20 protein-coding genes, 1 tRNA gene and 4 pseudogenes are annotated in these 23,917 nt (G+C 63.7%); 5 read left to right on the top strand and 20 right to left on the bottom strand.

The genetic code is table 11. The features are described 5' to 3' along the window. Window positions 1-52: 52 nt before the first annotated feature. From PPA02S_RS13695 to PPA02S_RS13660, 8 genes are all read right to left on the bottom strand, one after another. Window positions 53-1,012 (bottom strand): glutathione S-transferase family protein, encoded by a 960-nt coding sequence (locus tag PPA02S_RS13695; RefSeq protein ID WP_028633602.1) that lies wholly within the window; start codon window positions 1,010-1,012, stop codon window positions 53-55. Between the two features lie 94 nt (window positions 1,013-1,106). Beyond that, window positions 1,107-2,117: a glycosyl transferase family protein gene (locus PPA02S_RS13690; protein ID WP_028633601.1), complete on the bottom strand. Its 1,011-nt coding sequence runs from the start codon at window positions 2,115-2,117 to the stop codon at window positions 1,107-1,109. Further along, the gene (locus PPA02S_RS13685; RefSeq protein WP_028633600.1) at window positions 2,114-2,449 is read right to left on the bottom strand and encodes a TusE/DsrC/DsvC family sulfur relay protein; all 336 of its coding nucleotides are present in this window, start codon (window positions 2,447-2,449) and stop codon (window positions 2,114-2,116) included. The genes PPA02S_RS13690 and PPA02S_RS13685 overlap by 4 nt, the downstream gene beginning before the upstream one ends. Next, on the bottom strand, window positions 2,446-2,742 hold the full coding sequence (gene tusB / locus PPA02S_RS13680) for a sulfurtransferase complex subunit TusB (RefSeq protein WP_028633599.1): 297 nt from the start codon (window positions 2,740-2,742) through the stop codon (window positions 2,446-2,448). The genes PPA02S_RS13685 and tusB overlap by 4 nt, the downstream gene beginning before the upstream one ends. Next, complete coding sequence (gene tusC / locus PPA02S_RS13675) at window positions 2,742-3,101, bottom strand: sulfurtransferase complex subunit TusC (protein WP_028633598.1); 360 nt, start codon at window positions 3,099-3,101, stop codon at window positions 2,742-2,744. Before tusC ends, tusB begins: the two co-directional genes overlap by 1 nt. 1 nt (window position 3,102) lies before the next feature. Beyond that, window positions 3,103-3,495 (bottom strand): sulfurtransferase complex subunit TusD, encoded by a 393-nt coding sequence (gene tusD, locus PPA02S_RS13670; RefSeq protein ID WP_028633597.1) that lies wholly within the window; start codon window positions 3,493-3,495, stop codon window positions 3,103-3,105. Between the two features lie 86 nt (window positions 3,496-3,581). Next, window positions 3,582-4,961: a nucleobase:cation symporter-2 family protein gene (locus tag PPA02S_RS13665; RefSeq protein WP_028633596.1), complete on the bottom strand. Its 1,380-nt coding sequence runs from the start codon at window positions 4,959-4,961 to the stop codon at window positions 3,582-3,584. 210 nt (window positions 4,962-5,171) lie between these two features. Beyond that, window positions 5,172-5,843, bottom strand: coding sequence for a Bax inhibitor-1/YccA family protein (locus tag PPA02S_RS13660; RefSeq protein WP_028633595.1), 672 nt, complete (start codon window positions 5,841-5,843; stop codon window positions 5,172-5,174). A 133-nt stretch (window positions 5,844-5,976) separates the two neighbouring features. Between PPA02S_RS13660 and PPA02S_RS13655 the strand changes: the two genes are divergently transcribed. Further along, a tRNA-Ser gene (locus PPA02S_RS13655) sits at window positions 5,977-6,064 on the top strand. Between the two features lie 309 nt (window positions 6,065-6,373). Here the strand turns inward: PPA02S_RS13655 and PPA02S_RS23055 are convergent. After that, window positions 6,374-6,517: pseudogene (locus PPA02S_RS23055) on the bottom strand (DNA-methyltransferase); the annotation flags it as partial. Window positions 6,518-6,662: 145 nt separating this feature from the next. On the opposite strand from PPA02S_RS23055, the gene trbK reads away from it, so the two are divergent. Further along, a complete protein-coding gene (gene trbK, locus PPA02S_RS13645; protein WP_033728016.1) occupies window positions 6,663-6,887 on the top strand; it encodes an entry exclusion lipoprotein TrbK in 225 nt (74 codons plus the stop codon). 115 nt (window positions 6,888-7,002) lie between these two features. Here the strand turns inward: trbK and PPA02S_RS22725 are convergent. Beyond that, window positions 7,003-7,213, bottom strand: a pseudogene (locus tag PPA02S_RS22725) (transposase); the annotation flags it as partial. Between the two features lie 467 nt (window positions 7,214-7,680). On the opposite strand from PPA02S_RS22725, the gene PPA02S_RS23205 reads away from it, so the two are divergent. Further along, the gene (locus tag PPA02S_RS23205) at window positions 7,681-7,851 is read left to right on the top strand and encodes a hypothetical protein (RefSeq protein WP_169338814.1); all 171 of its coding nucleotides are present in this window, start codon (window positions 7,681-7,683) and stop codon (window positions 7,849-7,851) included. A gap of 78 nt (window positions 7,852-7,929) precedes the next feature. Here PPA02S_RS23205 and PPA02S_RS23650 read toward each other — a convergent pair. From PPA02S_RS23650 to PPA02S_RS13625, 4 genes and pseudogenes are all read right to left on the bottom strand, one after another. Continuing rightward, a pseudogene (locus tag PPA02S_RS23650) lies at window positions 7,930-8,937 on the bottom strand (methyl-accepting chemotaxis protein); the annotation flags it as partial. Window positions 8,938-9,015: 78 nt separating this feature from the next. Continuing rightward, window positions 9,016-9,555, bottom strand: a pseudogene (locus tag PPA02S_RS23645) (MCP four helix bundle domain-containing protein); the annotation flags it as partial. Window positions 9,556-10,172: 617 nt separating this feature from the next. Next, entirely contained in the window at window positions 10,173-11,756 is a 1,584-nt protein-coding gene (locus PPA02S_RS13630) for a rhodanese-related sulfurtransferase (protein ID WP_028633591.1), read from the bottom strand. After that, complete coding sequence (locus PPA02S_RS13625; RefSeq protein WP_028633590.1) at window positions 11,753-12,361, bottom strand: cysteine dioxygenase family protein; 609 nt, start codon at window positions 12,359-12,361, stop codon at window positions 11,753-11,755. The genes PPA02S_RS13630 and PPA02S_RS13625 overlap by 4 nt, the downstream gene beginning before the upstream one ends. Window positions 12,362-12,605: 244 nt before the next feature. On the opposite strand from PPA02S_RS13625, the gene PPA02S_RS13620 reads away from it, so the two are divergent. Together PPA02S_RS13620 and PPA02S_RS13615 are read left to right on the top strand one after the other, a co-directional pair. After that, on the top strand, window positions 12,606-13,559 hold the full coding sequence (locus PPA02S_RS13620; RefSeq protein WP_028633589.1) for an ABC transporter substrate-binding protein: 954 nt from the start codon (window positions 12,606-12,608) through the stop codon (window positions 13,557-13,559). A gap of 29 nt (window positions 13,560-13,588) precedes the next feature. Then, the gene (locus tag PPA02S_RS13615; protein ID WP_028633588.1) at window positions 13,589-14,908 is read left to right on the top strand and encodes an LLM class flavin-dependent oxidoreductase; all 1,320 of its coding nucleotides are present in this window, start codon (window positions 13,589-13,591) and stop codon (window positions 14,906-14,908) included. A gap of 46 nt (window positions 14,909-14,954) precedes the next feature. On the opposite strand, the gene PPA02S_RS13610 is transcribed toward PPA02S_RS13615, so the two are convergent. From PPA02S_RS13610 to PPA02S_RS13585, 6 genes are all read right to left on the bottom strand, one after another. Further along, window positions 14,955-17,429 carry a TonB-dependent receptor plug domain-containing protein gene (locus tag PPA02S_RS13610; protein WP_028633587.1) on the bottom strand — a complete coding sequence of 825 codons (2,475 nt, stop codon included), beginning with the start codon at window positions 17,427-17,429 and terminating at the stop codon, window positions 14,955-14,957. A gap of 174 nt (window positions 17,430-17,603) precedes the next feature. Further along, window positions 17,604-18,704, bottom strand: coding sequence for an LLM class flavin-dependent oxidoreductase (locus PPA02S_RS13605; protein ID WP_028633586.1), 1,101 nt, complete (start codon window positions 18,702-18,704; stop codon window positions 17,604-17,606). 93 nt (window positions 18,705-18,797) lie between these two features. Continuing rightward, a complete protein-coding gene (locus PPA02S_RS13600; protein WP_028633585.1) occupies window positions 18,798-20,414 on the bottom strand; it encodes a dipeptide ABC transporter ATP-binding protein in 1,617 nt (538 codons plus the stop codon). Beyond that, window positions 20,411-21,340, bottom strand: coding sequence for an ABC transporter permease (locus PPA02S_RS13595; protein ID WP_028633584.1), 930 nt, complete (start codon window positions 21,338-21,340; stop codon window positions 20,411-20,413). The genes PPA02S_RS13600 and PPA02S_RS13595 overlap by 4 nt, the downstream gene beginning before the upstream one ends. 1 nt (window position 21,341) lies before the next feature. Next, the gene (locus PPA02S_RS13590) at window positions 21,342-22,292 is read right to left on the bottom strand and encodes an ABC transporter permease (RefSeq protein WP_028633583.1); all 951 of its coding nucleotides are present in this window, start codon (window positions 22,290-22,292) and stop codon (window positions 21,342-21,344) included. Then, the gene (locus PPA02S_RS13585; protein WP_033728015.1) at window positions 22,289-23,908 is read right to left on the bottom strand and encodes an ABC transporter substrate-binding protein; all 1,620 of its coding nucleotides are present in this window, start codon (window positions 23,906-23,908) and stop codon (window positions 22,289-22,291) included. Before PPA02S_RS13585 ends, PPA02S_RS13590 begins: the two co-directional genes overlap by 4 nt. Window positions 23,909-23,917 lie beyond the last annotated feature (9 nt).

Genomic DNA, 23,917 nt, shown 5'->3' with positions numbered 1-23,917 from the left:
TCCACCGCGGTATCTGCTTCGCGGGTAAACCCGCTCCCACACGGGGTATCGGCTACCGGGTATAGATCCCCTTACCAGGCAGCCGCGCCCGGTCGTGAGGCTGGCTGAAATCCTGCAGCGGGCCTTTTGGCACGATGCCGTTCGGGTTGATGGTGGTGTGGCTCAGGTAATAGTGCTTCTGGATATGTTCCATGTTCACTGTGCCTGCCACACCCGGCCATTGATAAAGCTCGCGCAGCCAATTGGTCAGGTTGGGATAATCACACAGGCGCCGCAGGTTGCACTTGAAGTGCCCGTGGTACACCGCATCGAAGCGCACAAGCGTAGTGAACAGGCGGACATCGGCTTCGGTCAGGTACTCGCCGGCCAGGTAGCGATTGCGGTCGAGTAGCGCTTCCAGATGGTCCAGCTCGCTGAACACGTCATCAAACGCCTCTTCATAGGCAGCTTGGGTTGTGGCGAAGCCAGCCCGGTACACACCGTTGTTTACAGCCGGGTAGATACGCTCGTTCAGCCCATCGATGGCTGCGTGCAGGTGCTCGGGGTACAGGTCCAGGGTATTGCCAGTCAGCCCGTTGAACGCCGTGTTGAAGATGCGGATGATCTCCGCCGACTCGTTGTTGACGATGCGCTTTTCCTGCTTGTCCCAAAGTACCGGTACGGTCACCCGGCCCGTGTACTTGGGATCGTCCTCGGTATAGCGCTGGTGCAGATACTGCAAGCCGTCGAGGTGGTCGCCAGTGGAGCCCTGCTGCTGATCGAACGTCCAGCCGTGGTCTTGCATCAGCCAGCTGACCACCGAGACGTCTATCAGCGGCTCCAGGCCTTTGAGGGCGCGTACTATCAGGGTGCGGTGGGCCCAGGGGCACGCCAGCGATACATACAGGTGGTAACGACCGGCCTCGGCGGCGGGCAGCTGGTTGCGGCGCTGGGCGTTCTCGCGCTTGAACGTGCCGTCCTTGCCGTTTTCATACCACTGGTCATGCCAGCGGCCATCGATCAACAGGCCCATGATGAGCTCCTTAACAAAAGCGATTTGTTGTTGGAGCCCAGTCTAGGGCATGTGGTTCGAACGAATAACCCAAAGAGTCAGGCGATATGATCGATCAAATCGATCTGTTGCGGGCGTCCCAGTACTGGCGAGCGGTGGCGAAGGCAGTGTCGCGGTTCTGGCCAAGCCCCCGCAGGGCCAGGGCCATGGTGGCGATGACAGCCTTCTCACCGTAACTGTCCTCGACGTTGCCGCGCCAGAAGGCCAGCAGATACTCGGGCTGCAGGCTCGCCGGTTTCACGTGCCGCCGTTCGCTTAGTGCTGGCCACTCTTCGTCCCACGCCTGGCCATCGGTGGCCCCGTACAGGTGGCTGATGACATCCGGGTTTACCTCGATCTCGCCGCCATCGCCCTTGATCACCACGGCATGGTCGCCCAGCAACCGGCTGGCTTCTCGGTGCACGGCCTGGTAGCCAGGGTGGAAGATGCTCTGCAAGCCGCACTTCGCCCCCAGCGGGTTGAGTACCCGGGCCAGGGAGTGAATAGGGGAGCGCAGGCCCAAGGTGTTGCGCAGGTCGATCATGCGCTGTAACTGCGGCGCCCAGTCCTGCAAGGGGAAGAACGCCAGGTTGTCTTGGCCCAGCGTGCGCTCGACCTCATCCCAGCTGCGGCACAGTGGAATCTGCAACAGGCCGAGCAATTGCTCGGTGTACAGCCGCCCTGCGGTGTGTGCGCCGCCGCCATGCATCAGGATGCGCACGCCATTGGCCGCCAGGCACTTGGCGGCCAGCAGGTACCAAGGCAGGTGGCGCTTCTTGCCCGCGTAGGTGGGCCAGTCCAGGTCTACGGCAATGGCGGGGGCTTGCAGGTGCGCGCGCAGGGCTTCGGTGAAGCCGGCGAGCTCCTCTGCGCTTTCCTCCTTGTGCCGCAGCAGCATCAGGAAGGCACCCAGTTGGGCGTCCTCGACCTTGCCTTCCAGCAGCAGGGTCATGGCGGCGTAGGCTTCATCCCGGGTGAGGCCGCGGGCGCCGCGCTTGCCTTTGCCCAGAATGCGCACGAATTCGGCAAAGGGGTGCTCAGCTGGCGTTTGCAGGGTGAGTGGGCGGGGCGGGGTGGGCTGGGTCATATGCAATTGGTCGGCTTGGGCAGGCCCGCCAGCTTGGCGGCAAGTTTGGCGGGGGTGCCATTGAACAGTCGGTTCAGGTGGGGGCTGTTGCCTTTCTCGGCGCCCAGCTTCAGCGCTGCGTACTTGATCAGCGGGCGCGTGGCCGGTGAGAGCTGGTACTCCTGGTAGAACTGGCGCAGCAGTTCGAGGATTTCCCAGTGGTCGGCGGTGAGGGCGATGCCTTCACGGGCGGCGAGCCCCTGGGCAACTTCGTGGGACCAGGCGTGCAAGTCCACCAGAAAGCCGTCCTTGTCCAGTGCGATGGCCTGGCCGCCGCTATCGAGCGTGTTCATAACCAGCTGTTGACCTTGTCGTAGTGCAGTGAAAGCGCGACGAAACCTGGGTAATCGACCGCCGTTGCCAGTGGGTTCTCTATTGCGCGGGCCTGCAGGTCCTCGTCCAGGGCAAACAGGCGATCCGCCAGGTTGGCCTGTTGCAGCTGCTGATGAGGTGCAGCGCCGGGCCGCAGTGCGTAAACGGCGTCACCGCACAGCAACACTGCGTCGTCAGCCCCGAGCAGGCGTAGGCAGCTGCGCAGCCGCTCATCGCCGAAGGGGGAGTGGGCAATTACATGCAAGGTCGCCATCAGAGGGTCACCACCTGGTCGTATTGCGTGATAAGCCCTGTGAGTGCGGCGTCATCCAGCACCTGCACCGGCAGTGCCAGGTCGCCTGCTGCCAGGCCCCGGCTGGCCAGGCTGTGCCCGCAGGCAAACAATGCGTCAACGCCGAACATGGGCAACGCCTGCAGGTTGGCCGCCAGGTTTTTTTGCTGCAACGCGGCAGGCTGCTGGCCGTTGGCAAGCTGGAACACGCCATCGTCCAGAAACACCATGCCCAGGGGCAGGTCGAAGGCACCGCCCGCCAGTGCGATATCCAGTGCTTCGCGAGCCGATGGGCCATTCCATGGGGCCTGGCGGCTGATGATCAACAACGATTTGGCCATATCAATCGCCTCCAAAACACACGAGCCGGTCAGCCAACTGCGCCGCTTCGTGCAACTGGCCAAGGCCGGAGAGTTCCCAAGGCGCCGGCAGGTTCACGGCGGGGCGTTGGTAACGGTTGGCCTCGGCTTCATCCAGCACGCCACGGCGCAGCGCAGCAGCAATGCACACCACCGCGTCGAGCTGGTTGGCCTGGATAAACGCCCGCCATTGCCCGGCCACATCCAGTTCGTCCTGCGGCACCACGAGGTTGGCCGAGGCACTGTGCACCCCGTCCTGATAGAAGAACAGCCGGGCAATCTCATGCCCGCCAGCCAGCACCGCCTCGGCGTAACGCAGGGCGCGCCGGGAGGAGGGCGCATGGGCCGGGGAGAACACCGCGATAGCGAATTTCATGGCTAACTCATGCAAAGGGATGCCGCCATGATAATGCAAAAAAGCCTGCGCTCGCTTGCCGCAGGCTTTTGCCGGTGCTTGGCGGGTCAGGCCTGTTCCTTGCCTTCTGGCAGGAACCAGTTCAGCACCAGTGCACAGATGCCGCCGGTGGCCACGCCAGATTCCAGCACATTGCGAATGGCCGCCGGCATGTGCGCCAGGAACTCCGGCACCTGCGCCACACCCAGGCCCAGAGCCAGGGAAACGGCGATGATCAGCAGCGCACGCCGGTCCAGCCGGGTGCTGGCCAGAATATTGATGCCAGAGGCCGCAACCGCGCCGAACATGACCATGGCGGCGCCGCCCAGCACCGGCTCCGGCACTGCCTGAATCACCCCGGCCACGCTCGGGAACAGCCCCAGCAGTATCAGCATCACGGCAATCCACACGCCGATATGCCGGCTGGCGATGCCGGTCAGCTGTATCACCCCATTGTTCTGCGCAAAAATCGAGCTGGGGAAGGTGTTGAACACGCCGGCCAGCAATGAGTTGGCACCGTTCACCAGCACACCACCCTTGATGCGCCGCATCCACACGGGCCCTTCTACCGGCTGCCGGGACACCTTGCTGGTAGCCGTCACATCACCAATGGCCTCCAGCGAGGTGACCAGGTAGATCACCAGCATCGGGATGAACAACGCCCAGGAGAAGCCCAGGCCGAAGTGCAGGGGCGTCGGTACCTGGAACAGCGCCGCTTCATGCATGCCGGTAAAGTCCAGCCGGCCCAGGTAGCCGGCCAGTGCATAGCCCACTGCCAAGGCGATGACGATGGCGCAACTGCGCAGCCACACCACCGGGATGCGGTTGAGCACGACGATGATCGCCAGCACCACACCCGACAACAGCAGGTTTTCGCCATTGGCGAAGGTGCCATTGGCCATGGCGCCGAAGCCGCCGCCCATGCTGATCAGGCCGACCTTGATCAGGGTGAGGCCAATCATCAGTACAACGATGCCGGTGACCAGGGGCGTGATCAGCCGTTTGACGAACGGCAGAATGCGCGAAACACCCATCTCTACAAACGAGCCGGCAATCACTACGCCAAAGATCGCGGCCATGACCCCTTCAACCGGTGTGCCTTGCTTAACCATCAGCGCACCCCCGGCAATCAGCGGGCCGACGAAGTTGAAGCTGGTACCTTGCACGATCAGCAACCCAGCCCCAAACGGACCAAAGCGTTTGCACTGCACGAAGGTGGCGATACCTGAAATGACCAAGGACATGGATACGATCAGGTTGGTGTCCCGCGCCGATACCCCCAGTGCCTGGCAGATCAGCAAACCCGGGGTAACGATAGGCACAATGATCGCCAACAAGTGTTGCAGCGCCGCCAACAGGCTGATGGCCAGCCGTGGCTTGTCCTCAAGGCCCAATACCAGTTCATTGTCAGGCGCCACGGCGCCTGGGCTGTGTTCATTCGAGCTCATTGCGCAAGCTGCCCCGGAAGAAAAAGGAGCGCATTCTACGGGCTGGATCGCATCAGTGGTAGCGCCAAGCCAGCTACACACGCAATCGGCGACGTTTTGTTCATTTAGCTGACTTTATAGTCAGAATAATGATTGGAACTGGTTCAGGCCTGACACGTGCGACAGGCACAAAAAAGCCCGCCGAAGCGGGCTTTCAAGCATGGCAATGGATCAGTCGCTGCGACCCATGATGCCGAACAGCTGCAGCAGGCTCACAAACAGGTTGTAGATGGAAACGTACAAGCTGATGGTCGCCATGATGTAGTTGCGCTCACCACCGTGAATGATAGCGCTGGTCTGGAACAGGATGCAGACCGACGAGAACAGCACGAAGCCCGCGCTGATCGCCAGTTGCAGGCCGCTGATCTGGAAGAAGAAGCTCGCCACCACGGCACCCAGCAGCACGAAGAAGCCTGCGGTGATGAAGCCGCTGAGGAAGCTCATGTCTTTGCGGGTAATCAGCACGTAAGCCGACAGGCCGCCGAACACCAGTGCAGTCATGGCAAATGCCGAGCTGACGACTTCAGCGCCACCGCTCATGCCCAGGTAACGGTTGAGGATCGGGCCGAGGATGAAGCCCATGAAGCCGGTGAGGGCAAAGGTGGACACCAGGCCCCAGACCGAATCACGCAGTTTGGCAGTGAGGAAGAACAGCCCGTAGAAGCCGATGAGCACGACGAACACGTTCGGATAGCCGAAGTGCATTTGCTGGGAGATGAAGGCCATGAGGCCGCTGAAAGCGAGGGTGAGCGCCAGCAGGCTGTAAGTGTTGCGCAGGACCTTGCTGATCTCCTGCTGCTCGACCTGCTGGCCGTGATGGACGGCGTAATCCTGTTCGCGCATGGCGAGACTCCTAGGTGGACCTGTGGTTTGGAACGTTCAGATGGTAGGAGTCTACCAGAGCTCCTGCAACCCGCGACACAGAGAGTTTGACAGCTTGTTTCATTACGGTATGATGGCGCCCGCAAAACAAGCTGGAAGCGTGGCCGAGTGGTTTAAGGCAACGGTCTTGAAAACCGTCGATGGGCAACTATCCTAGAGTTCGAATCTCTACGCTTCCGCCATATTCAAACCCCCGAGAAATCGGGGGTTTTTGCGTTTATGGGGGATACAAATGTCACCCGCTCGAACACCTTTCGGAATGGTTTATTCGCGGAACTGGAACTGCCCGATTCTGCTGGCCAGCACCTAGTCGCCCGCGGCGACTGCTTCCTTCATTGCCTCCTCCCTGGCGTGTCCCTGCGAAGGTGCAGCATGGGCGCTGGCACCCGCTTGCCGCTTTCGGGTAGCAGCAGGTATGACGAATCATGCGGAGCGTTGGGCTCTGGAATCTTCCTGATCAGGGCGCCTAGGCTGCTGTCCACACCATCCACCTCCAGCCCGATCTGGCCGCCGACGCCGTAGTCGCGCATCCCGAAGCAAGGCGGGCTGGTGATGCAGGTGTGCACTGGCTGATCCGGCAGCGTCCGAATCATGTCGATGCAGTCGCCGACCAGTATTCGGTGCTGCTGGGTCATGGTTTGCTCCAAGCACGCAGGTGCCGCCCTCGCCGTGGCGGCTTTATCGTTGAATAGGGGAAGGCGCTGGAGGGCAGCGCGTACCAGTTTTGCGATAAAAATCGAAGTTTGCTATAACCAAATTTCACTTCGATGGAACGAGATTATGTCCCTGAAAAAATGTCTGATTATTGCCACCGCCTTGACTGCGGTAGTCGGGATTAGTGGCTGCAAAGATGAAACTCTCGACAAGGCTGCCTATGAAGTGTCGGACGAACACTGCAAGCCTGACTATCTAAAGTCCCTCCCAGAGAACGAAGCTCGTGAGCCCTTGCTGGAGAAGTGCATGACTCGTGGCTCATATAAAAAGTCTGAGCCGAAGACTTGGTAACGATCGTTCATCCTTGGTGAGCGCCGCCTCATCAGGCGGCGTTTTCGTTTGCGAGGAAGGCCCTGGCGGTGAGCACCGAGCAGTAATAGTAATACGTGGTGGTATGCTCCGCCGCTTCTTGGACCTTTTGCTGCTTTGGCGTCAACGCTTTGCTGGCGGGCGTGATGCCGCCACGTTCCTGCTGAAGCTGGTTAACCCGACGGCGCAGGGCCGACTCGACCAAACCGAGCGAGCGGGCTGCTTCGGCATGACTGTAGCCTTGATCGAGCACCAGGCAGGCGGCTTCGCGTTTGAGCTCAGGGGAGGGTACGATGTTGCTTGGTCATCAGACGCCTCTCTGTGGCGAGCATTCTCGCCTAAACGGGTTTCCGGTTTCATTAGACCACTACGCATTGGATCGGGAGCAGCTACTGCGTCGGAAGAAAGAGAGGGATGAAGTTCAAGCAATGCTTGACGCCGCCCTCCTTAAAAGTCCTATACAGAAAAGAAGCTAGCTTGAGCCGATGCGGCCGAAATCAGCTGTCTCGGCCAAAAGCATCTGCATCGGCACCCGGACGGTTTCCATGTGCCGGTCGGCACCGTTCCGTTGAGATCGAGCCTCTACGCTTCCGCCATATTCAAAGCCCTGATTATTCAGGGCTTTTTGCGTTTTTGAGGCACGCAAAACTGCTCATTGCAACGTCATCGCAGTGATCCGACTTGTCACCACTGACAACACCCAGTTACTGTCGACCTTCACCCCCGACGTCAGTCGGGCGCGAGCTCCCCAGCCCCGCCAAACAGGAGGTTCGACATGGGCACTTCATCCAAACCATTCTACCTGGCAGCAGCACCGCTGCTCGCCACCGGCGCCGCTTTCGCTGCGGTAGGTGCCTCCGGCCAACCTGCATTTGGCTACACCGCTATCGGCCTGCTGATCCCCGGGCTCCTGTTGCTCGTAACCGGTTACCGTCGCCGAGCGTGACAGGGCCGGCGTTGCATTCAGTGCTTCCACCGCATTCCCCGTTGCTCACCGCACATGGCGGCGAGCAAGGGCCGCTGATCACACCTTGAACTTGCCCACCATCCCATTCAGCTCGACCGCCAGCCGCGACAGCTCCTGCGCCGCCGCACTGGTCTGATTCGCCCCGGCTGACGTCTGCATGGCCAGGTCCCTGATGTTCACCAGGTTCCTGTCCACCTCACGCGCCACCTGCGCCTGCTCTTCCGAAGCGCTGGCGATCACCAGGTTGCGCTGGTTGATGGACGAAATGGCCTCGGCAATGATGTCCAGGGCCTGGCCAGCGGACTGGGCCACTTCCAGGGTGCCGGTCGCTCGGCCCTTGCTGGCATGCATGGCGCTCACAGCCGATTCGGTGCCGGTCTGGATGCCGGTGATCATGCCTTCTATTTCTGCGGTGGATTGCTGGGTCCTGTGGGCCAGGGCGCGCACTTCGTCTGCTACCACGGCAAAGCCCCGGCCTGCTTCGCCGGCGCGGGCGGCTTCGATGGCGGCGTTCAACGCCAGCAGGTTGGTCTGGCCGGCGATGGAGCCGATCACGTCCAGCACGCGGCTGATTTCGTTGGCGCTGCTGGCCAGGTGTTCGATTTCCTGCGAAGTGGTGGTCACATCGCCCACCAGGTGTCCGATGGACTGCAACGCTTCATTGACGCGCTGTTGGCCGTCCCGGGTACTCTGGTCTGCGCCTTTGGAAGCATCGGCGGTATTGACGGCGTTGCTGGCCACTTCCTCGACCGCTGCGGTCATCTGGTTCACGGCGGTGGCAGCCTGGTCGATTTCGGCGCTTTGCTGATGCAGGCCGCGGCTGGTGTCTTCGGTGACGGTGAACAGCTCTTCCGAAGCGGACGCTAGCTGGTCCGAGGCGGCAGCGATGCTGGCGATCGTTTCGCGCAGGCTGTCCTTCATTTTTGAAAGCGACAGCAGCAACAGCGCGGGTTCGTCGCGGCCTTTCACCTGAATGTCCTGGTTGAGTTCCCCGGCGGCTACCCGCTCGGCCACATTTACTGCTTCTGCCAGTGGCAGCACGATGCTGCGGGTCAGCAAGATGGCCAGCACGATCATCAGGCTGACGATGATCACGATGGTCACGGCGATAATAGCGAATGACTGTTCGTAGGCTTCACTGCTGGCCTCTGAGGCGTGTGTTGCCCCGTTGGCATTATAGTGAGTGAGTTGAATCAACGCTTTCATCATGGCGTCGGCATAATCGGCCAGCGACCCATTCACCAAGCGTTTGGCTTCTTCCAGATCATTATTACGAACGGCTTCACGGATAGCATTCTGCAAGCCGTGATAGGTTGTGCTTGCAGCGGAGAAAGTGTCAAACAGCGAACGGTCAGTGGGTTCCGTTATCGACTTTTCATAGTCGCTTAGTTGGGTTTCATATTGTTTGTTGATGGTCTCGATCTTATCGAGTGTTTCAGTTCTGGCCGTGGGGCTGTCTTCCAGCACACTGCGCAGCGTCAGGGCGCGGGCGCGGCCCAGGTTCATGCTCATTTCATCCAGCAGCATGACGGCTGGGAGCCACGAAGTGCGTACTTCGTCGGTGGCGCTGTCCATCGTGTGCATGCGGTTCAGGGAGGTGAGGCCGAGTATTAAAACCAAGAGGGCGAGGGCGGCGAAAATGGCAGTGGCGCGGATGCCGATTTTGAGGTTTCTTAAATACATGTGAAGCTCCTTGATGTTGCAATACTTGCTAATCTAAGCAAGGCGGGACGGGCTCGAGGGCAGACGGTTTTGAACTCCGTTCTTGCTCAGGCTTTCGGCCAAGGGGCTATTAAACTTTATGGTTAAAGGGAAATATTTTTCTGTAACAAAAGCGATAACGCTTTCGTTTTAATTAGTTGGGGGCGGGGCGCGGGAGTGCAGAAGTTTTCGATAGGGCAGGTTAGTGGCTGTCTTCGCCGTTGAAGGTCTCCCAGCCGCACCGCATGCTTGGGCCAAGAGGCGGGTCAAGATCGGGTGAGGGTGATCCAGTGTTCGCCGTAATAGGTTCTGCGCCTGTGAGACCGAGCGCCGCTCGCGCGGCGCATCGCGAGCTGCGCTCGCTCCTATGCTTGTTTCGGGCCAGTTATGTCTGCGCCATTTGCGCGCGAACGCCTTGGCGCATGCCGCGATATCGCGTCGTACAAACAAGGCGGTCGCGCGCGCCTGCCACAGGCGTTACTGGCCCGAAACAAGCGTAGGAGCGAGCGCAGCTCGCGATGCGCCGCGCGGGCGGCGCTCGATCTCCCAGGCGCTGCAAACCTAACGATGTACCCCCCCCAGCCCCACCGCCCTCCAGCCTAAATCACCCGGAACCCATGCGTCCCGTCCCGCTGGAGCTGCGCCACCAGCCCAAACTCCCAATCAAGGTAGCCCTGCATCGCCTCCCGGGGGTTATCCGTGCCCTCATAAGGGCGGCGGTACCGATCACTACGGGCCACGGCCAGCCGGGCTTCCCCCGTTTCCAGCGGCTTCCCGGCCGCGAACCAGGCAGCAGTGCCGCCCGTGAGCACATGCACCGGTGCACGGGTCAGCGCTCGCAGGTCCTGGGCGGCGAAGCGTGCCAGCAGGCTGCTGCCGCAGGTCAGCACGTAGCGTTGGGCCGCCGGGGTGCGTTCGAGCACTTCGGGCAGTTGCGCACGGATCACCCACCAGGCGCCAGGGATGTGGCGTTTGACGTAGTTGGCGCTGGTGGTGAAGTCCAGCACCACGGTGCTGTCTTCATCCAGCCACTGGGCCAATTGCCGAACATCGATTTCATCGACGGTGGGCACGGCCGGCAGCGGTGGCTGCCAGTCGCCCTGGGCACTGAAGTGCTGCTGGCCCAAGCCGTCCAATACGGAGACCTCCCAGCCCATTTGCGCCAGCCACGAGGCGCTCATGTTGGCGCGCACGCCGTCGTCGTCCACCAGCACGATGCGGGCACCCCGCACGCTGGCGACATGGTCGGTTTCCTGCACCAGTTGGCCGCCCGGCACCGAACGGCTGCCAGGGAAATGGCCAGCGCTGTACTCCTCGGGTGTACGCACATCGAACAGGTAGGTGGTGCGGGCAGGCTCACCTTGCCAGCGTGCCAGCCCGTCAAGACCAAGCCGCTGTACACCGGCGCGGTCAGCCACCGCTCTGGCCTGGCGTGCGGCATGGGCGCGGGTGCCTTCGCTCACCTGGGTAAAACGTTGCGCTTGGCCGTGGGCCAGGGCCTGACCTGCCAGGGTCCAGCCGATGGTGCCGTTGCGCAGGGCCGCTACCGGGTTGGGGATGCCTGCGTTGACCAGGGACTGGGTGCCGATGATGCTGCGCGTACGGCCGGCACAGTTGACGATCACCTGGGTGGAAGGGTCTGGCGCCAGTTCTGCCACGCGCAATACCAGTTCGGCACCCGGTACGCTGATGCCGCCTGGGATGCTCATGGTCTGGTACTCGTCGAAGCGACGCGCATCCAGCACCACCACGTTGGCGTTTTGCAACAGCAGTTGCTGCACCTGCTCAGCGGGTAACGAGGGGGTATGGCGCACGCTCTCGACCAGTTCGCCAAACGCCTTACTGGGTACGTTCACGTCGCGGAACAGCTCGCCGCCTGCTGCCCGCCAGCCCGCCAGGCCACCTGCAAGGGTGGCCACGTCGCGGTAACCGAGGTCCAGCAAGCGCCGGGCAGCCTGTTCGGCCAGGCCCTCGCCGTTGTCATACACGGTAATGGCGGTATCGCGCCGTGGGATGCGGGCCAGCACCTCCAGTTCCAGTTTCGACAACGGGATGTTGGCGGCAAAGAGTGGGTGCGCCTGGGCGAACGGGTCTTCTTCGCGCACGTCCAGCAGGGCCAGTTCCTGCCGTGCCAGCAAGGCCTGGCGAATGTCAGCGTATTGGCGGGTGGTGACGGCGCTCATGGGGCAAGGTTCTCTTTGGACAGGTCCCAGATATTGGGCAGGTGAAGGTTGGAGTAACCGGAAATGAACGGCTTTTCGGTACCGTCCTCGCTATACACGGCACGTCGGACGGCGCCGATGTTGGCCCCGTAGACATGGATACTGACGGACACCTGGTCGGTGTAGGCATTGCTGACCTGATGGATGTCCCCCACCTGGGGCGATACTGCCTCCACCTGCCCGGGCGACAGGCGTATGGCGGGGCCATCAGGGCGCAGCCCGCCTGCCGGCTCGCGAACGAAACCTTGCGAGTCCTCGGCACCGCGCAGCATGCCGATAAGGCCCCACACACGGTGATCGTGCACCGGCGTACGCTGGCCCGGGCCCCACACAAAGCTCACCACAGAGAAGCGCTGGCGTGAATCGCAGTGCAGCAGGTATTGCTGGTAGCGCTGCGGGTCAGGCCTGGCGAGGTCGCCTGGCAGCCAGTCGTCGTGGCTGACAAGGTCGGCCAGCAGGGGCTGGGCATGCCGCAGCAGGGTGGCTTCATCCGGTTGCCGGTCCAACAGCCCGGCCAGGCTGTCGATGAAGTGGCGCAGGCGTTCCGTGCGCAAGGGGTGGCTCATGACAGGGGCTCTTCGGCGTGAGATTGGGTAAACCCTAGCAAACGGTCTGTCTATAATCAAAATGCAAAATATTCATAAGCTAATATGCAAATAATGCATTTACAGATGGCCTTGCATGCTTTCAAATCTCCCCACAATGCCCTGTTCGATCAAGCGTGGCGCTGCCACCTGGTTTGATCACTCACCCTGACGAGACCGCGCGCGCGGATCGCCTTACAGGCCCCGATGGGCCCTGGAGACGTACGTGCGTTATTTCAAGCGATTGGCCGCCACCCTGTTGGCGTCTTCCCTGAGCGTTGCCGCTGCTGCCCAGACGCTGGTAGTAGGCGATCAGAGCTACAACGCCCGCGCGGTGATGGAAGCCGCAGGCGTGCTCGACGACCTGCCCTATACCCTGGAGTGGAAGCAGTTCACGGCGGGCTCCCCGGTCGCCGAAGCCCTAAACGTGGGCAGCCTGGACGTCGGCCTGCTGGGCGATGCGCCGCCGCTGTTCCTGGGGGCCCTGGGTGCGCCGATCAAGGTGATCGCAGTCAGCCGGCAGAACCTCGAAGGGGTGGCCATACTGGCGCGCAAGGACTCGGCCATACACAGCCTGCAGGACCTGCGCGGCAAGCGCGCGGCCATCTGGAAAGGCTCATGGAGCCAGCAATTACTGTTCAGCGCCCTGGACAAAGCGGGCGTACCGCGCGATGCACTGGAACTGCGTTACCTCAGTGCGCTGGATGCCTCCCATGCCCTGGATGGCGGCTCCGTAGACGTGATCGCCACGTGGGAACCCTACGTCACCCAGCAGGAGCGCCATGGCGCACGGGTACTGGCCACAGCCGAAGGGATCATCCCGGCGCAGAGCTTCGTGGTGGCCAACAGCAAGGCGATCGAGCACAAGCGCCCACAGATCGCCGACTTCCTGCAGCGCCTGAAAAAAGCGCGTGACTGGGCCCTCGGCAACCCGGCCAACACCGAGGCCTATGCCGATGACTGGGCCAAACGCACCCGTGCCGACGTAGACATTGCCCGCGCCTGGTTCGCCCGCGCACGTACCGACCTGGCCCCGCTCGACCCGCAGGTGATCGCAGACGCACAGACGACCGTGGACTTCTTCGCCGGGCTCGGCCTGATCAAGGCCTACCCCGCAGCAATCCTGTTCGACACCTCGTTCACGGCAGCGATCGCCCAGCCCCAGGCCAGCAACCATTGAACCGGTCATCACCCCTTGCAAGGATTCCCATGAGCAAACGACAGATCAAGCTTGGCGCCCTGACCATGGGCTGCGGTGGCCCCGGCCGGCACAACCTGTGGCTGGACCCAGCGCTGCCCGCCGACGCCAGCGTCAACATCGATTGGTACATCGAAATAGCCCGGCAAGCCGAGGCCGCGCTGTTCGACCTGGTCTTCATCGTCGACAGCCAGTACATCACCCCCGGCTCGCCCTCGCACTACCTCAACCGCCTGGAGCCCCTGACGCTGCTCTCGGCCCTGGCGGTAAGCACCCGCCACATCGGCCTGGTAGGCACGTTGACCACCTCATACAACGCGCCGTACAACGTCGCCCGCCGGCTGGCTTCGCTGGACCTGATCAGCAAAGGGCGCGCCGGCTGGAACGTGGTGACCAGTGGTGATGCCGGAACGGCTGGCAACTATGGCCTGGATGAGCATTACGACTACGACACCCGCTATGCGCGCGCCCAGGAGCACGTGCAGGTGGTGCAGGGGTTATGGCAGTCGTTCGAGGAAGACGCGTTCCCCCGCGACCGGGCCAGCGGGCGGTTTCTCGACCCCTCGAAGCTGCACGCCTTGAATCATCAGGGGGCGCACTTCTCGGTGGTCGGCCCGCTCAACATCCAGCGCTCGCCCCAAGGGCAACCGGTGATCTTCCAGGCAGGGGACTCGGAACAGGGGCGTGACCTGGGGGCTGCCACCGCCGATGTGGTGTTTACCCATGCTGCCAGCATTGAACAGGGCCAGGCGTTCTACCGTGACATCAAGGGTCGCGCGGCACGCCTGGGGCGCGACCCGGACCAATTACTGGTGCTGCCGGGCGCAGAAATCTACGTGGGTGACAGCGATGAGCACGCCCGTGAGATCGAGCGCCATTACCACCAGGCCGACCACAGTTTCGACCTGGCCTTGAAAGAGTTTGGCCGTAACTTCGGTTGGCATGATTTCACCCAGTACGACCTCGACGCTCCCTTCCCCCAGCAAAGCCTGGAGCATGCGCGCAGCAGCTTCTTCACCAACGCCAAGCGCATCGCCGACCAGGCACGGGACAAGGGGTTCACCCTGCGCCAGGCCATCGAGTTCGGGCGCCAGTTGCGCCCCGGGGCATTTGTGGGCTCGGCCCAGACCGTGGCGGCGAAGATGGCGCACTGGTTCGAAGCGCGAGCCCTGGACGGTTTCAATATCTACATTGGCCACCCGGAGCAGTTCCGCCGCTTCACCGAAGAGGTCGTGCCGCTGTTGCAGGAGCGGGGCGTCTACCGCACTGCCTATGAGGGCACGACGCTGCGCGAAAGCCTTGGGCTGAGCATTCCGCGTTTCAGCCGCTAGTGCACTGAAGGCCGCAATGCGGCCTTCAACCATTTCAGCACCTGCCTTAGAAGTCGTAGGCCAGCTTGGTGTACCAGTAGCCGCCGCCGGGATGGAAGGGTGGGTTGCCATAGGCGGCCTGGTTGCCGTTGGGGTTGTAGACCCCATTCTTGTCAGGCCGCACGTTGAAGATGTTGGTGCCGCCCAAGCTCACGGTGAGGCTGTCGAACAGCAGATAGGACAGGTCCAGGTCGGTGATCCATTTGGCGCCGAAGCTGCGGTCCTGCGCTGCGTTCTGCTGCCAGGTCTCTACCTTGCCGTAGCGGGTGGTCTGCAAGGTGCCGGTGAAATTGCCCAGCAGCCATTGCCCGCCCAGTACCCACTTGGTTTTCGGCGAGGCCGCCACCAGGTCGCCCTCACGGCCATGCCCGACTACCTGAATGCCCGCATCCGCCAGCGCTTGTGGCGTGCCACGGGTACCGCGCACGGTGGTCTTGTTCCAGTTGAAGCCCAGGGTCCAGCGAACATCGCCCAAGGCACCGAACTCGCTGGTGTGGTCGGCCACCAGGTCCAGCCCGCGGGTACGGGTGTCGAACGCGTTGGTGTAGTAGTTGATCCAGGTGGTGCGGGCCAGGCCGAGTGATGCAAGGATGTCGCCCACTGCGCCTGCACCGCCGGCGCGGTCGTAGAGGTTTTCGGTAAGCAGAATGCGGTCATCGATGTCGATCAGGTAGGTATCCAGGGTCACGCTAGTGCGGCGTGCCGGCTGCCAGGTAATGCCCAGGCCTGCGTTGCGCGACTTTTCCGGGTCCAGGGTGCCACCGCCGAAGGCCTGCGCTGCGGCGCTGCCCGGGGCTACGGTGCGCCGCAGCGCGGGCACCACATTGCCATCGGCATCCAGCGCGGTGCGGTTGTCGCTGACGGTGTAGCCCGACTGTGTCAGCGAAGGGGCCCGAAAGCCGCTACCCAATGTGCCGCGCACGGCCAGCGTGTCGGTGAGGGCGTAGCGTGAATTGAGCTTGAAGCTGGCCGTGTTGCCCGACTCGTCGTCATAGTGCTCGAACCGCGCTGCCGTACCCAGGTACCAGCGCGGTGACAAGTCGAACCCCAGGTCGAGGTAGGCCGCGTAGTTGTTGCGTTTGACGTCCGCTTCATCTTCCGGGCGAATGGTCAGCGCCGCCTGGGCACCCACTGCGGTCTGGCCCCTGGCCAGTGCATACAGCGGGTTTGGCCTGCCATCGGCCAGCGTTGCCGGGTAGGTGTAGGGCCCCACGCTGTAGGCCAGCGGGTCGCCTGCGAACGTGCGGAAACGCTCCCAGCGATGTTCCAGGCCAGCCGATACGCGGGTGGGTACGGCCAGCCCGAACACACCGTCGAACGCGCGGGTGATGTCGAGGTTGTTGACCCACTGGTCGAATTGCAGGGTGGCCAGGTCGTCGAAGGACGTGGGCGAGGCGGGGCCGTAAGTGGGGTTGATGGTGAGGTCGCTGGACTGCTGGTTCTTGTTGCGCCCGTAGCTGGTGGACAGGTCCCAGTCCCAGTTGCCGGCAGCCCCTTTTGCCCCGAGCAGCCACTGGTAGTCGGTGTCCTTGATATTGTTGAGCGGGTAGTAGCCGTCAGGGAACAGCTCGGGGATGGACGCATTGCTGTTGGGCAGACGGTAGTTGTTGTAGGCCTCGAGCTTGCGTTCTGCATAGGTGGCGAACGAGTAGAGCTTCAGGTCATCGCTCAGCGGCAGTTCGGCGTTGTAGCCCAGGTTGAAGGCGCGCAGGTCGGGGTCGCCGTTCTTCACGGCGCGGCGGTCCCAGGTGGCCTGGCGGTCATCTTCGAAATAGGCGCGGTAACCGGGCGCAGCCTTGTCGATCCAGCTGGCGGTACCTCGCTTGCGCGCCTCGCCCGACAAGTGCAGGAAGCCACCATCACCCAACACGAAGCCCTGGTCGCCGGCCAGCTTGAGGGTTTCGCCCTGGCCACTGTACAGCTGGCCGTAACTGCTTTCGTAATGGCCGCCGCTGCTGGCGTTCTTGAGGATGATGTTGATCACCCCGGCCACGGCATCGGAGCCGTACTGGGCTGCAGCGCTGTCTTTCAGCACCTCGATGTGCGACACCGCGCTCACCGGGATCATGTCGATATCGACGGCATTGGCCCCGCTGTTGTCGGTCGAGCCGCTGGCCGGTACGGCGCTGTTGTGACGCCGCTTGCCGTTGACCAGTACCAGGGTGTACGCCGGGCCCAGGCTGCGATTACTCAAGGGCCGCACACCGGACTGGAAGCCGGCGATGTTGGTACCGAAGTTGAACGACGGCAGCAGCCTGGCGATGGCCTCCGACAGCTCGGCGCGGCCGGTGCGCAGCAGTTGCTCGCTGCTGATGACGTCGATGGGGGCGGGGCTGTCGGCCACGGTGCGCTGGTTGCCGCGCATGCCGGTTGAGATCACCGTGACGGTATCCAGGCGTGGGTCCTCGGGGGCAGGCTCGGCATTGGCCAGGGGCGCAAGCAGGCAGGCCAGCGGCAAGGCGATGAAAGGGGGTTTAGGCATCATGTCCTCGAAAAGCACGCAGGGGGGTAGGCGCCAGGCGCCTCATGGGCCTGACGATTCAAGGTTTGCAGTGTTCAGGGGGCCGTTGTCGGCCTTTTTGCGGCGCCCGCCAGCCCTACAGGAACGGCGCCGTTCCTGCGGGGCTGGGCTGGCCTACCACGGGGGTGCGCCGTTTCAGGCGCTGCGGGTGCCCAGGCTGGCTTCCCGTTGTGCCACCAGCGCACGGATGCGTGGGATCAGGTGCTGGCCATAGTCCACGGCATCGCGCAATTGCTCGAACCCGCGGAACAGGAAGGTGGTCACGCCCAGGTCGTAATAGGCCAGGGCTGCCTCGGCCACCTGCTCGGCCGTACCTACCAGCGACGTGGAGTTGCCAGCGCCGCCGCCGAGGGCGGCAATCTCGGTCCACAGGCGGGTGTCATGCACCTTGCGTTGGCTGGCCAACTGCACCAGGCGTTCGGAGCCGATGTTGCTGCGGCCGAAGTTCTTTTCGCGGCGGTTGCCCTGGCGGATGCCGATGACGTTCTGGGCATCGGCCAGAATCTGCTCGGCACGGGCCCAGGCTTCTTCTTCGGTGGCCCCTAGGATCGGCCGCAACGACAGGCTGAAGCGGATGTGGTTTTCCCGGCCGTAGCGGGCCGCCGCCTTGCGTACCTGGGCAATGCGCTCGCGCACCTGTTCCAGCGGTTCGCCCCACATCATGTAGACGTCGGCATGTTTGGCGGCCACTTCCACGGCCGCGTCCGACGCGCCGGAAAAGTACACGGGCAACTGGCCAACCGGTTTCACCAGCGTGAGGTTGTCCTCCACCCGGTAATGGGTACCGGTGTGGTCGAACGGTTGCTGTTGGGTCCAGGTGTTGCGCAGCACGTCCAGGTACTCGTCAGTGCGGGCATAGCGGGCATCCTTGTCGAGGAAGTCGCCATCGCGCTGCAGGTCACCACTGTCGCCACCGGTAATGACGTTGATAGCGGCTCGGCCGCGGCTGAGCTGGTCCAAAGTAGCGAACTGGCGCGCGGCGAAAGTTGGCGCCTGAAAACCTGGGCGGTGCGCAACCAGCAGGCCGATGCGCTCGGTGACGGCTGCCACGTAGCTGGCCAGGATCAGTGAGTCGGGGGCGCTGGTGCTCACCGCCAGCAGCGCCTTGTCAAAGCCTGCGTACTCTTGGGCCTGGGCGAAGGCCTTGATGAACGTCAGGTCCACCACCGGGCCACGGGGTGCCTGTGATTCGCTGCTTTCCTGTGGGCCGATCAGGCCGATGAATTCGAGGCTCATGCAAAGTGCTCCTGCGTTACGGATGGGAAACTCATGCGTGCTCCACGGCAGCGCATGAGGTGAGTGCTCGGTGTGGCGGCCACTGCCGGTGGGTCAGACCGCCACGGGCAGTACGCTGCGTGAATGCCCGGGTATCGCTGCAACCAGGGCTTGGGTATAGGGGTGGCCCGGGTGGCCCAGTACCTGGGCTGCCGGCCCTTGTTCAACCACCTGGCCGTGGCATAGCACCAGTACCTGGTCGGCCATGCTGGCGACCACGGCCAGGTCGTGGGAGACCAGCACATACGCCACCTTCAACTCGCGTTGCAGGTCGTCAAGCAGTGCAAGAATCTGCGCCTGCACCGACACGTCCAGGGCACTGACCGGCTCGTCCAGCAACAGCACCTCGGGGGCCAGGGCCAGTGCACGGGCGATGGCCACCCGTTGGCGCTGGCCGCCGGACAGCTCGCGCGGCAAGCGGTCCAGGAACTGCTCGGGCAGGCCAACCCGGCGAATCAGCTCGACGGCCTTGTGCTCCAGTGCCGGGCCTTTGAGCAGGCCAAAGGCGACCAGCGGCTCGACGATGCTGTCGTACACCGTGAAGCGCGGGTCGAGGGCGGCGAACGGGTTCTGTTGCACCAGCTGAACGCGCCGGCGCAGGGGGCGGAACTGCCGCCAGCTGTAGCCGCTCACATCCACACCTGAATACTCCACGTGCCCTGTGCTGGGGGTTTCCAGGCCAAGGGCGATACGCAGCGCCGTGCTTTTCCCGGAGCCCGATTCGCCAACGATGGCCAGGGTTTGCCCGGCATGCAGGCTCAGGCTCAGGCCCTGCAGCGCGGTGAACGTGCCCGCGGGTGCAGGCAGTGCGAACTGTTTGCCCACGTTGTGCAGGCGCAGCAACGGCTGGCCCGGTTGGGCGCGGGGCCGGCGCCGTGGGACGAAAGCCGGTGCGGCATTGAGCAGGGCACGTGTGTAGGGCTGTTGGGCGCCCCATAGCACCTGCCGGGGCGTGGCCAGCTCCACCGGTTCACCCTGTTTCATCACCAGCAGGCGGTCTGCGCGGTCACAGGCCATGCCAAGGTCGTGGGTAATGATCAGCAGCGCGATACCCCGTTCAGCCGTCAGCTGCTGCAAGTGATCGAGAATGCGCCGTTGCACGGTCACATCCAGGGCGCTGGTGGGCTCGTCAGCAATGATCAGGCGTGGTTCCCCGGCCAGGGCGATGGCAATCAGCACCCGCTGGCGCATACCGCCAGACAGCTCATGCGGGTACTGCCTGGCGCGCAAGGCGGGGGCGTCCAGGCCTACCTGGGCCAACAGGGCCTGCACGTCGGCGTCCACGCCCCGGTAGCGTCGGCCCCGGGCCAGCACCAGCGCCTCGGCGACCTGCCGGCCAATGCGCAGGGTAGGGTTGAGGCTGACCATCGGATCTTGCGGCACCAGGCCGACGGTCCGCCCGCGCAATGTGCGCCAGGTACGCTCGCTGGCGTGGGCCACGTCGACCCCCTCCACCCACACCTGGCCCTGGTCGACACGGGCATTGCCCGGCAGCAACCCCAGCAAGGCGTTGGCCAGGGTGGACTTGCCCGAGCCGGACTCGCCAACGATGGCCAGTGTCTCGCCAGGTGCCAGGCTGAACGTCACCTGTTTCAACGCCTTTACACGCTCACCGGCCACGCGGTAGCTCACGGCCAGGTCACGCACTTCTACCAAGGGTGGGTGGCTCATCGTGCGTGCTCCTCGGCGCTGCGCGCCAGGTGGTTGAGGCTGAACACCACCGCCACCAAAAACAGCCCTGGCAGCAGGGATACCCACGGCGCTGTGATGAGGAAGTGCCGGCCGTTGGCGATCAGCGTGCCCCATTCCGCAGCCGGCGGCGCGGCGCCAAAACCCAGAAAGCTGAGCCCGGCGGTGGCCAGGATGGCTGCACCGAAGTCCAGCGTTGCGAGCACTGCCACGGGCCCCCAGGCATTGGGCAGCACGTGGCGCCACAGCGTGCGCACCCAACTGGCACCCCCCAGCCGTGCTGCCTCTACATAGGGAAGGGTCTTGATGCGCAGCACTTCGCCGCGTGTGGTGCGGGCAAAGCCCGGCAGGATCCCGACGCCAACGGCCACTGCTACCGGCACTGTGCCAAAACCGATGGCGGTGACGATGGCCAGTGCCAGCAACAGGCCGGGCAGCGCCAGCAACACGTCGACCAGGCGCATCAGCAGCGCATCGGTGCGCCCCCCGGCGAACCCCGCCAGCACGCCCAGGCCCAGGCCACCGACCAGCGCAATGGCCACCGCCAGCAGCGCAGCCAATATGGACAGGCGTGCGCCGTATACCACCCGGGTGTACAGGTCGCGGCCCAGTTCGTCAGTACCAAACCAGTGGACAGCGTTGGGTGCGACCAGCTTGTCGGCCGGCGAAGTGGCGTATGGGTCGAAACCGGTCAGCACCTGCGGCACCAGTGCAGCGAGCAGCGCAAACAGCACCACCAGCAGGGCCAGGCTGAACCCAGGTTTGCGCAGCAAAGGCGCCAGGGCCTGCACGGCGCGTTGCAGCCGCGTACGGCGCTGCCACGGCGTAGCGGCCCGCCCGGCGTGGCGGGTGCGACCCTGTGTAGCGGGCACGGCTTCGATGGGGGGCAGGGGGATGTCGACGGTCATGTCAGCTTACCTTGGCAGTGTGGGTGATGCGCGGGTCCAGGTACGGGTACAGCAGGTCCACGATCAGGTTCACCACCACGAAGGCGGCGGCCGATACCGCGACGATTGCCAGCACCACCGGAATGTCCTGGCGCAGCACCGCTTCCTGGGCCAGCCGGCCTACGCCATTGCGCGAGAAGATGGTTTCGACCAGCACCGCGCCTGACACCGTATTGCCCACCTGCAGGCCCACCAGCGTGAGCAGCGGCAGCGCGGCATTGCGCAGGCCATGGCGTGCCTGCACCTGGGCGCGGCTCAAGCCCTTGGCGAATGCGGTGGCGATGTAAGGCTCCTGCCATACCCCCTGGAAGCCGCGCTGTAGTACCTGGGCATACACGGCTGCGCTGGGAATGGCGAGGGTGATGGCCGGCAGCACAAGGCTGGCCGTGCCCTGGCTGCCGGTGGCCGGGAACCAGCCCAGGCCGAAGGCGAACACCTGGATCAACAGCAGGCCCATCCAGAACACTGGCACGGAGAACCCCAGCGACGGCAGGCGCGCCAGTGCAGCCTTCAGCGGCCGCCATTGCACATAAGCCGTGAGGTAGGCCAGGCCGACCCCGGCCAGCAGGGAGAGCCCGATGGCGGTGCCGGCCAGCGCCAGGGTCTGCGGCAGGCGTTCAGCCAGCAGCGCGGTGACCGGCCGCCCCAGCGACAGCGACTGGCCAAGGTCGCCCTGCAGCGCCCCCCACAGCAGGGCGAAGTACTGCTCGAACACCCCCTTGTCCAGCCCGTAGAACGCCCGTGCCTGCGCCAGTTCCTGGGCCGACAGGCCGTCGGCTTCCATGCCCGATGCACTGAGCATGATTGCCAGGGTGTCGCCCGGCAGCAGGTAGAGGATGAAGTAGGTGAGGGTGTACGCCCCCCACAGCACCAGAACGGCCTGGGCCAGGCGGCCTGCCAGGTAGCCCTTCATGGCTGGGCCACCTGGATGTCGCTGAGCAGCGCGAAGCCTTCGGCGGTCCAGCGGAAGTCTTTCACACGTGCTGCGGTAGCGGCTTGCCACACGCGTTCGTAGAGGGGAAACGCAGAGGCTTCATCAACCAGCAGGTCCTGCAGTTGGCCATAGGCGTGCGCCCGCTGCGGTTCGGCAGTGGCGGTGATGCCGGTGTCGAACAGCGCCTGGGCTTTGGCCAGGGTGGCCGGCGCGTAGGTGTTGGTGGCCAGGGTGGCGCTATTGGCCGCCCTGGGGTCCAGAATGGTCTGCAGGATGATGGGGTCGGCGCGGGTCATGTAGGTGGAGGTCAGGTCGTAGTTGCCCGACGCATTGCCCGCCACCCATTCGGCACGGGTCAGCACGTTCAGCCGCAGGTCGATGCCCACTTTGCGCAACTGGTCCTGCACCAGCACGTCGCCTGCGCTTTCAGCCGGGGTGAGGTTGTAGCGCAAGGTCAGGCGCTGGCCGTTCTTGTGCCGGTAGCCGTCGTCTCCCTTGTGCCAGCCTGCGGCGTCAAGAAGCTGCTCTGCCGCTTTGGGGTCGTAGGCCAGTTTTTCGGTCTGGGGCTTGAAGAAGGGGGTGGTGACGTCGTACACGCCAGTGACCACAGGGAAGGCAGTGTTGTAGACGGTATGGGCGTAGCTGGTGCGGTCGATGGCCTTTTGCAGTGCCAGGCGCACCTGGCGGTCGCCCAGCAGCCGGCCGTTGCGGGTGTTGGGGTACAGGTTCAGGGCAGGGCCAGGCAGCGAGCGGCTCTGGATGGTGGCGCCCTTGCTTTGCAGCAGGTTGAGGTCTACCTCGGAGAATGGGTTGCGTGGCCACAGGATGTCGGCCTTGCCCTGCAGGAACAGGCCGTTGCGTACGCTTTCTTCGGGGATGTAGCTGATGTCCACTGCCTCCACGTGCGCCGGGCCCTTGTTGTGTACGTTGGCCGACGCCCAGGCGTAGTCGGCGCGCCGGGTCAGGCGGGCGCCCACTTCAGGGGTGTAGTGGTCAAGCACGAACGGCCCGGTGCCGATGATCTTGCCCAACGAGCGCTCTTGCGCCGTAAGCCGATAGGAGGCCGGCGCCAGCACCGCCAGGTTGGTGGTGGAGGTGGCCTGCAAAAAGCCTGCGTTGGGTTTGGACAACACCAGCCGCACGGTGAAGTCGTCGAGCACCTCGGCGTGGTCATAGCCCGCCAGGTAGGTGGCGCCGAAGGTGGCAGGCAACTGGGTGGCGAAGGCCTTGTTGCTGTCGAAGGCGGTCTTGACGACGTGGGCATCAAAGCGCTCGCCATTGCTGAAAGTCACGTCCTGGCGCAGGTGGAAGGTGTAGTTCAAGGCATCTGCCGAAACCTCCCAGCGCTGGGCCAGCCAGGGGATGATGCGACCGCTGTCCGGGTCCTGGTCGGTGAGCGATTCCACCACGTTGCGCAGCAGCACGCGGTGCTCCAGCCAGTAAACCTGGAACGGGTCGACGCTGACCAGGGTGGTGTTGTCACCCCAGAAAGCGATACGCAGGGTTTTGTCGGCGGCTGCGTTGTCAGTGGGCGAGCAGGCAGCCAGGGCCAGGGCCAGTGAACCGATGGCGAACAGGCGGTGCAGGGTGGGCATGGGGTGATC

This window comes from Pseudomonas parafulva NBRC 16636 = DSM 17004 (assembly GCF_000730645.1).
Taxonomy (GTDB): Bacteria; Pseudomonadota; Gammaproteobacteria; order Pseudomonadales; family Pseudomonadaceae; genus Aquipseudomonas; species Aquipseudomonas parafulva.
The sequence above is the reverse complement of the archived record's forward strand: the minus strand, read 5'-3'. Positions and strand labels throughout refer to the sequence as shown.

What these genes read in the sequence shown, in the direction of transcription:
- PPA02S_RS13695 (WP_028633602.1), bottom strand. Translation starts at nt 1,012, where the DNA reads ATGGGCCTGTTGATCGATGGCCGCTGGCATGACCAGTGGTATGAAAAC.
- PPA02S_RS13690 (WP_028633601.1), bottom strand. Translation starts at nt 2,117, where the DNA reads ATGACCCAGCCCACCCCGCCCCGCCCACTCACCCTGCAAACGCCAGCT.
- PPA02S_RS13685 (WP_028633600.1), bottom strand. Translation starts at nt 2,449, where the DNA reads ATGAACACGCTCGATAGCGGCGGCCAGGCCATCGCACTGGACAAGGAC.
- tusB (WP_028633599.1), bottom strand. Translation starts at nt 2,742, where the DNA reads ATGGCGACCTTGCATGTAATTGCCCACTCCCCCTTCGGCGATGAGCGG.
- tusC (WP_028633598.1), bottom strand. Translation starts at nt 3,101, where the DNA reads ATGGCCAAATCGTTGTTGATCATCAGCCGCCAGGCCCCATGGAATGGC.
- tusD (WP_028633597.1), bottom strand. Translation starts at nt 3,495, where the DNA reads ATGAAATTCGCTATCGCGGTGTTCTCCCCGGCCCATGCGCCCTCCTCC.
- PPA02S_RS13665 (WP_028633596.1), bottom strand. Translation starts at nt 4,961, where the DNA reads ATGAGCTCGAATGAACACAGCCCAGGCGCCGTGGCGCCTGACAATGAA.
- PPA02S_RS13660 (WP_028633595.1), bottom strand. Translation starts at nt 5,843, where the DNA reads ATGCGCGAACAGGATTACGCCGTCCATCACGGCCAGCAGGTCGAGCAG.
- trbK (WP_033728016.1), top strand. Translation starts at nt 6,663, where the DNA reads ATGTCCCTGAAAAAATGTCTGATTATTGCCACCGCCTTGACTGCGGTA.
- PPA02S_RS23205 (WP_169338814.1), top strand. Translation starts at nt 7,681, where the DNA reads ATGGGCACTTCATCCAAACCATTCTACCTGGCAGCAGCACCGCTGCTC.
- PPA02S_RS13630 (WP_028633591.1), bottom strand. Translation starts at nt 11,756, where the DNA reads ATGAGCGCCGTCACCACCCGCCAATACGCTGACATTCGCCAGGCCTTG.
- PPA02S_RS13625 (WP_028633590.1), bottom strand. Translation starts at nt 12,361, where the DNA reads ATGAGCCACCCCTTGCGCACGGAACGCCTGCGCCACTTCATCGACAGC.
- PPA02S_RS13615 (WP_028633588.1), top strand. Translation starts at nt 13,589, where the DNA reads ATGAGCAAACGACAGATCAAGCTTGGCGCCCTGACCATGGGCTGCGGT.
- PPA02S_RS13610 (WP_028633587.1), bottom strand. Translation starts at nt 17,429, where the DNA reads ATGCCTAAACCCCCTTTCATCGCCTTGCCGCTGGCCTGCCTGCTTGCG.
- PPA02S_RS13605 (WP_028633586.1), bottom strand. Translation starts at nt 18,704, where the DNA reads ATGAGCCTCGAATTCATCGGCCTGATCGGCCCACAGGAAAGCAGCGAA.
- PPA02S_RS13600 (WP_028633585.1), bottom strand. Translation starts at nt 20,414, where the DNA reads ATGAGCCACCCACCCTTGGTAGAAGTGCGTGACCTGGCCGTGAGCTAC.
- PPA02S_RS13595 (WP_028633584.1), bottom strand. Translation starts at nt 21,340, where the DNA reads ATGACCGTCGACATCCCCCTGCCCCCCATCGAAGCCGTGCCCGCTACA.
- PPA02S_RS13590 (WP_028633583.1), bottom strand. Translation starts at nt 22,292, where the DNA reads ATGAAGGGCTACCTGGCAGGCCGCCTGGCCCAGGCCGTTCTGGTGCTG.
- PPA02S_RS13585 (WP_033728015.1), bottom strand. Translation starts at nt 23,908, where the DNA reads ATGCCCACCCTGCACCGCCTGTTCGCCATCGGTTCACTGGCCCTGGCC.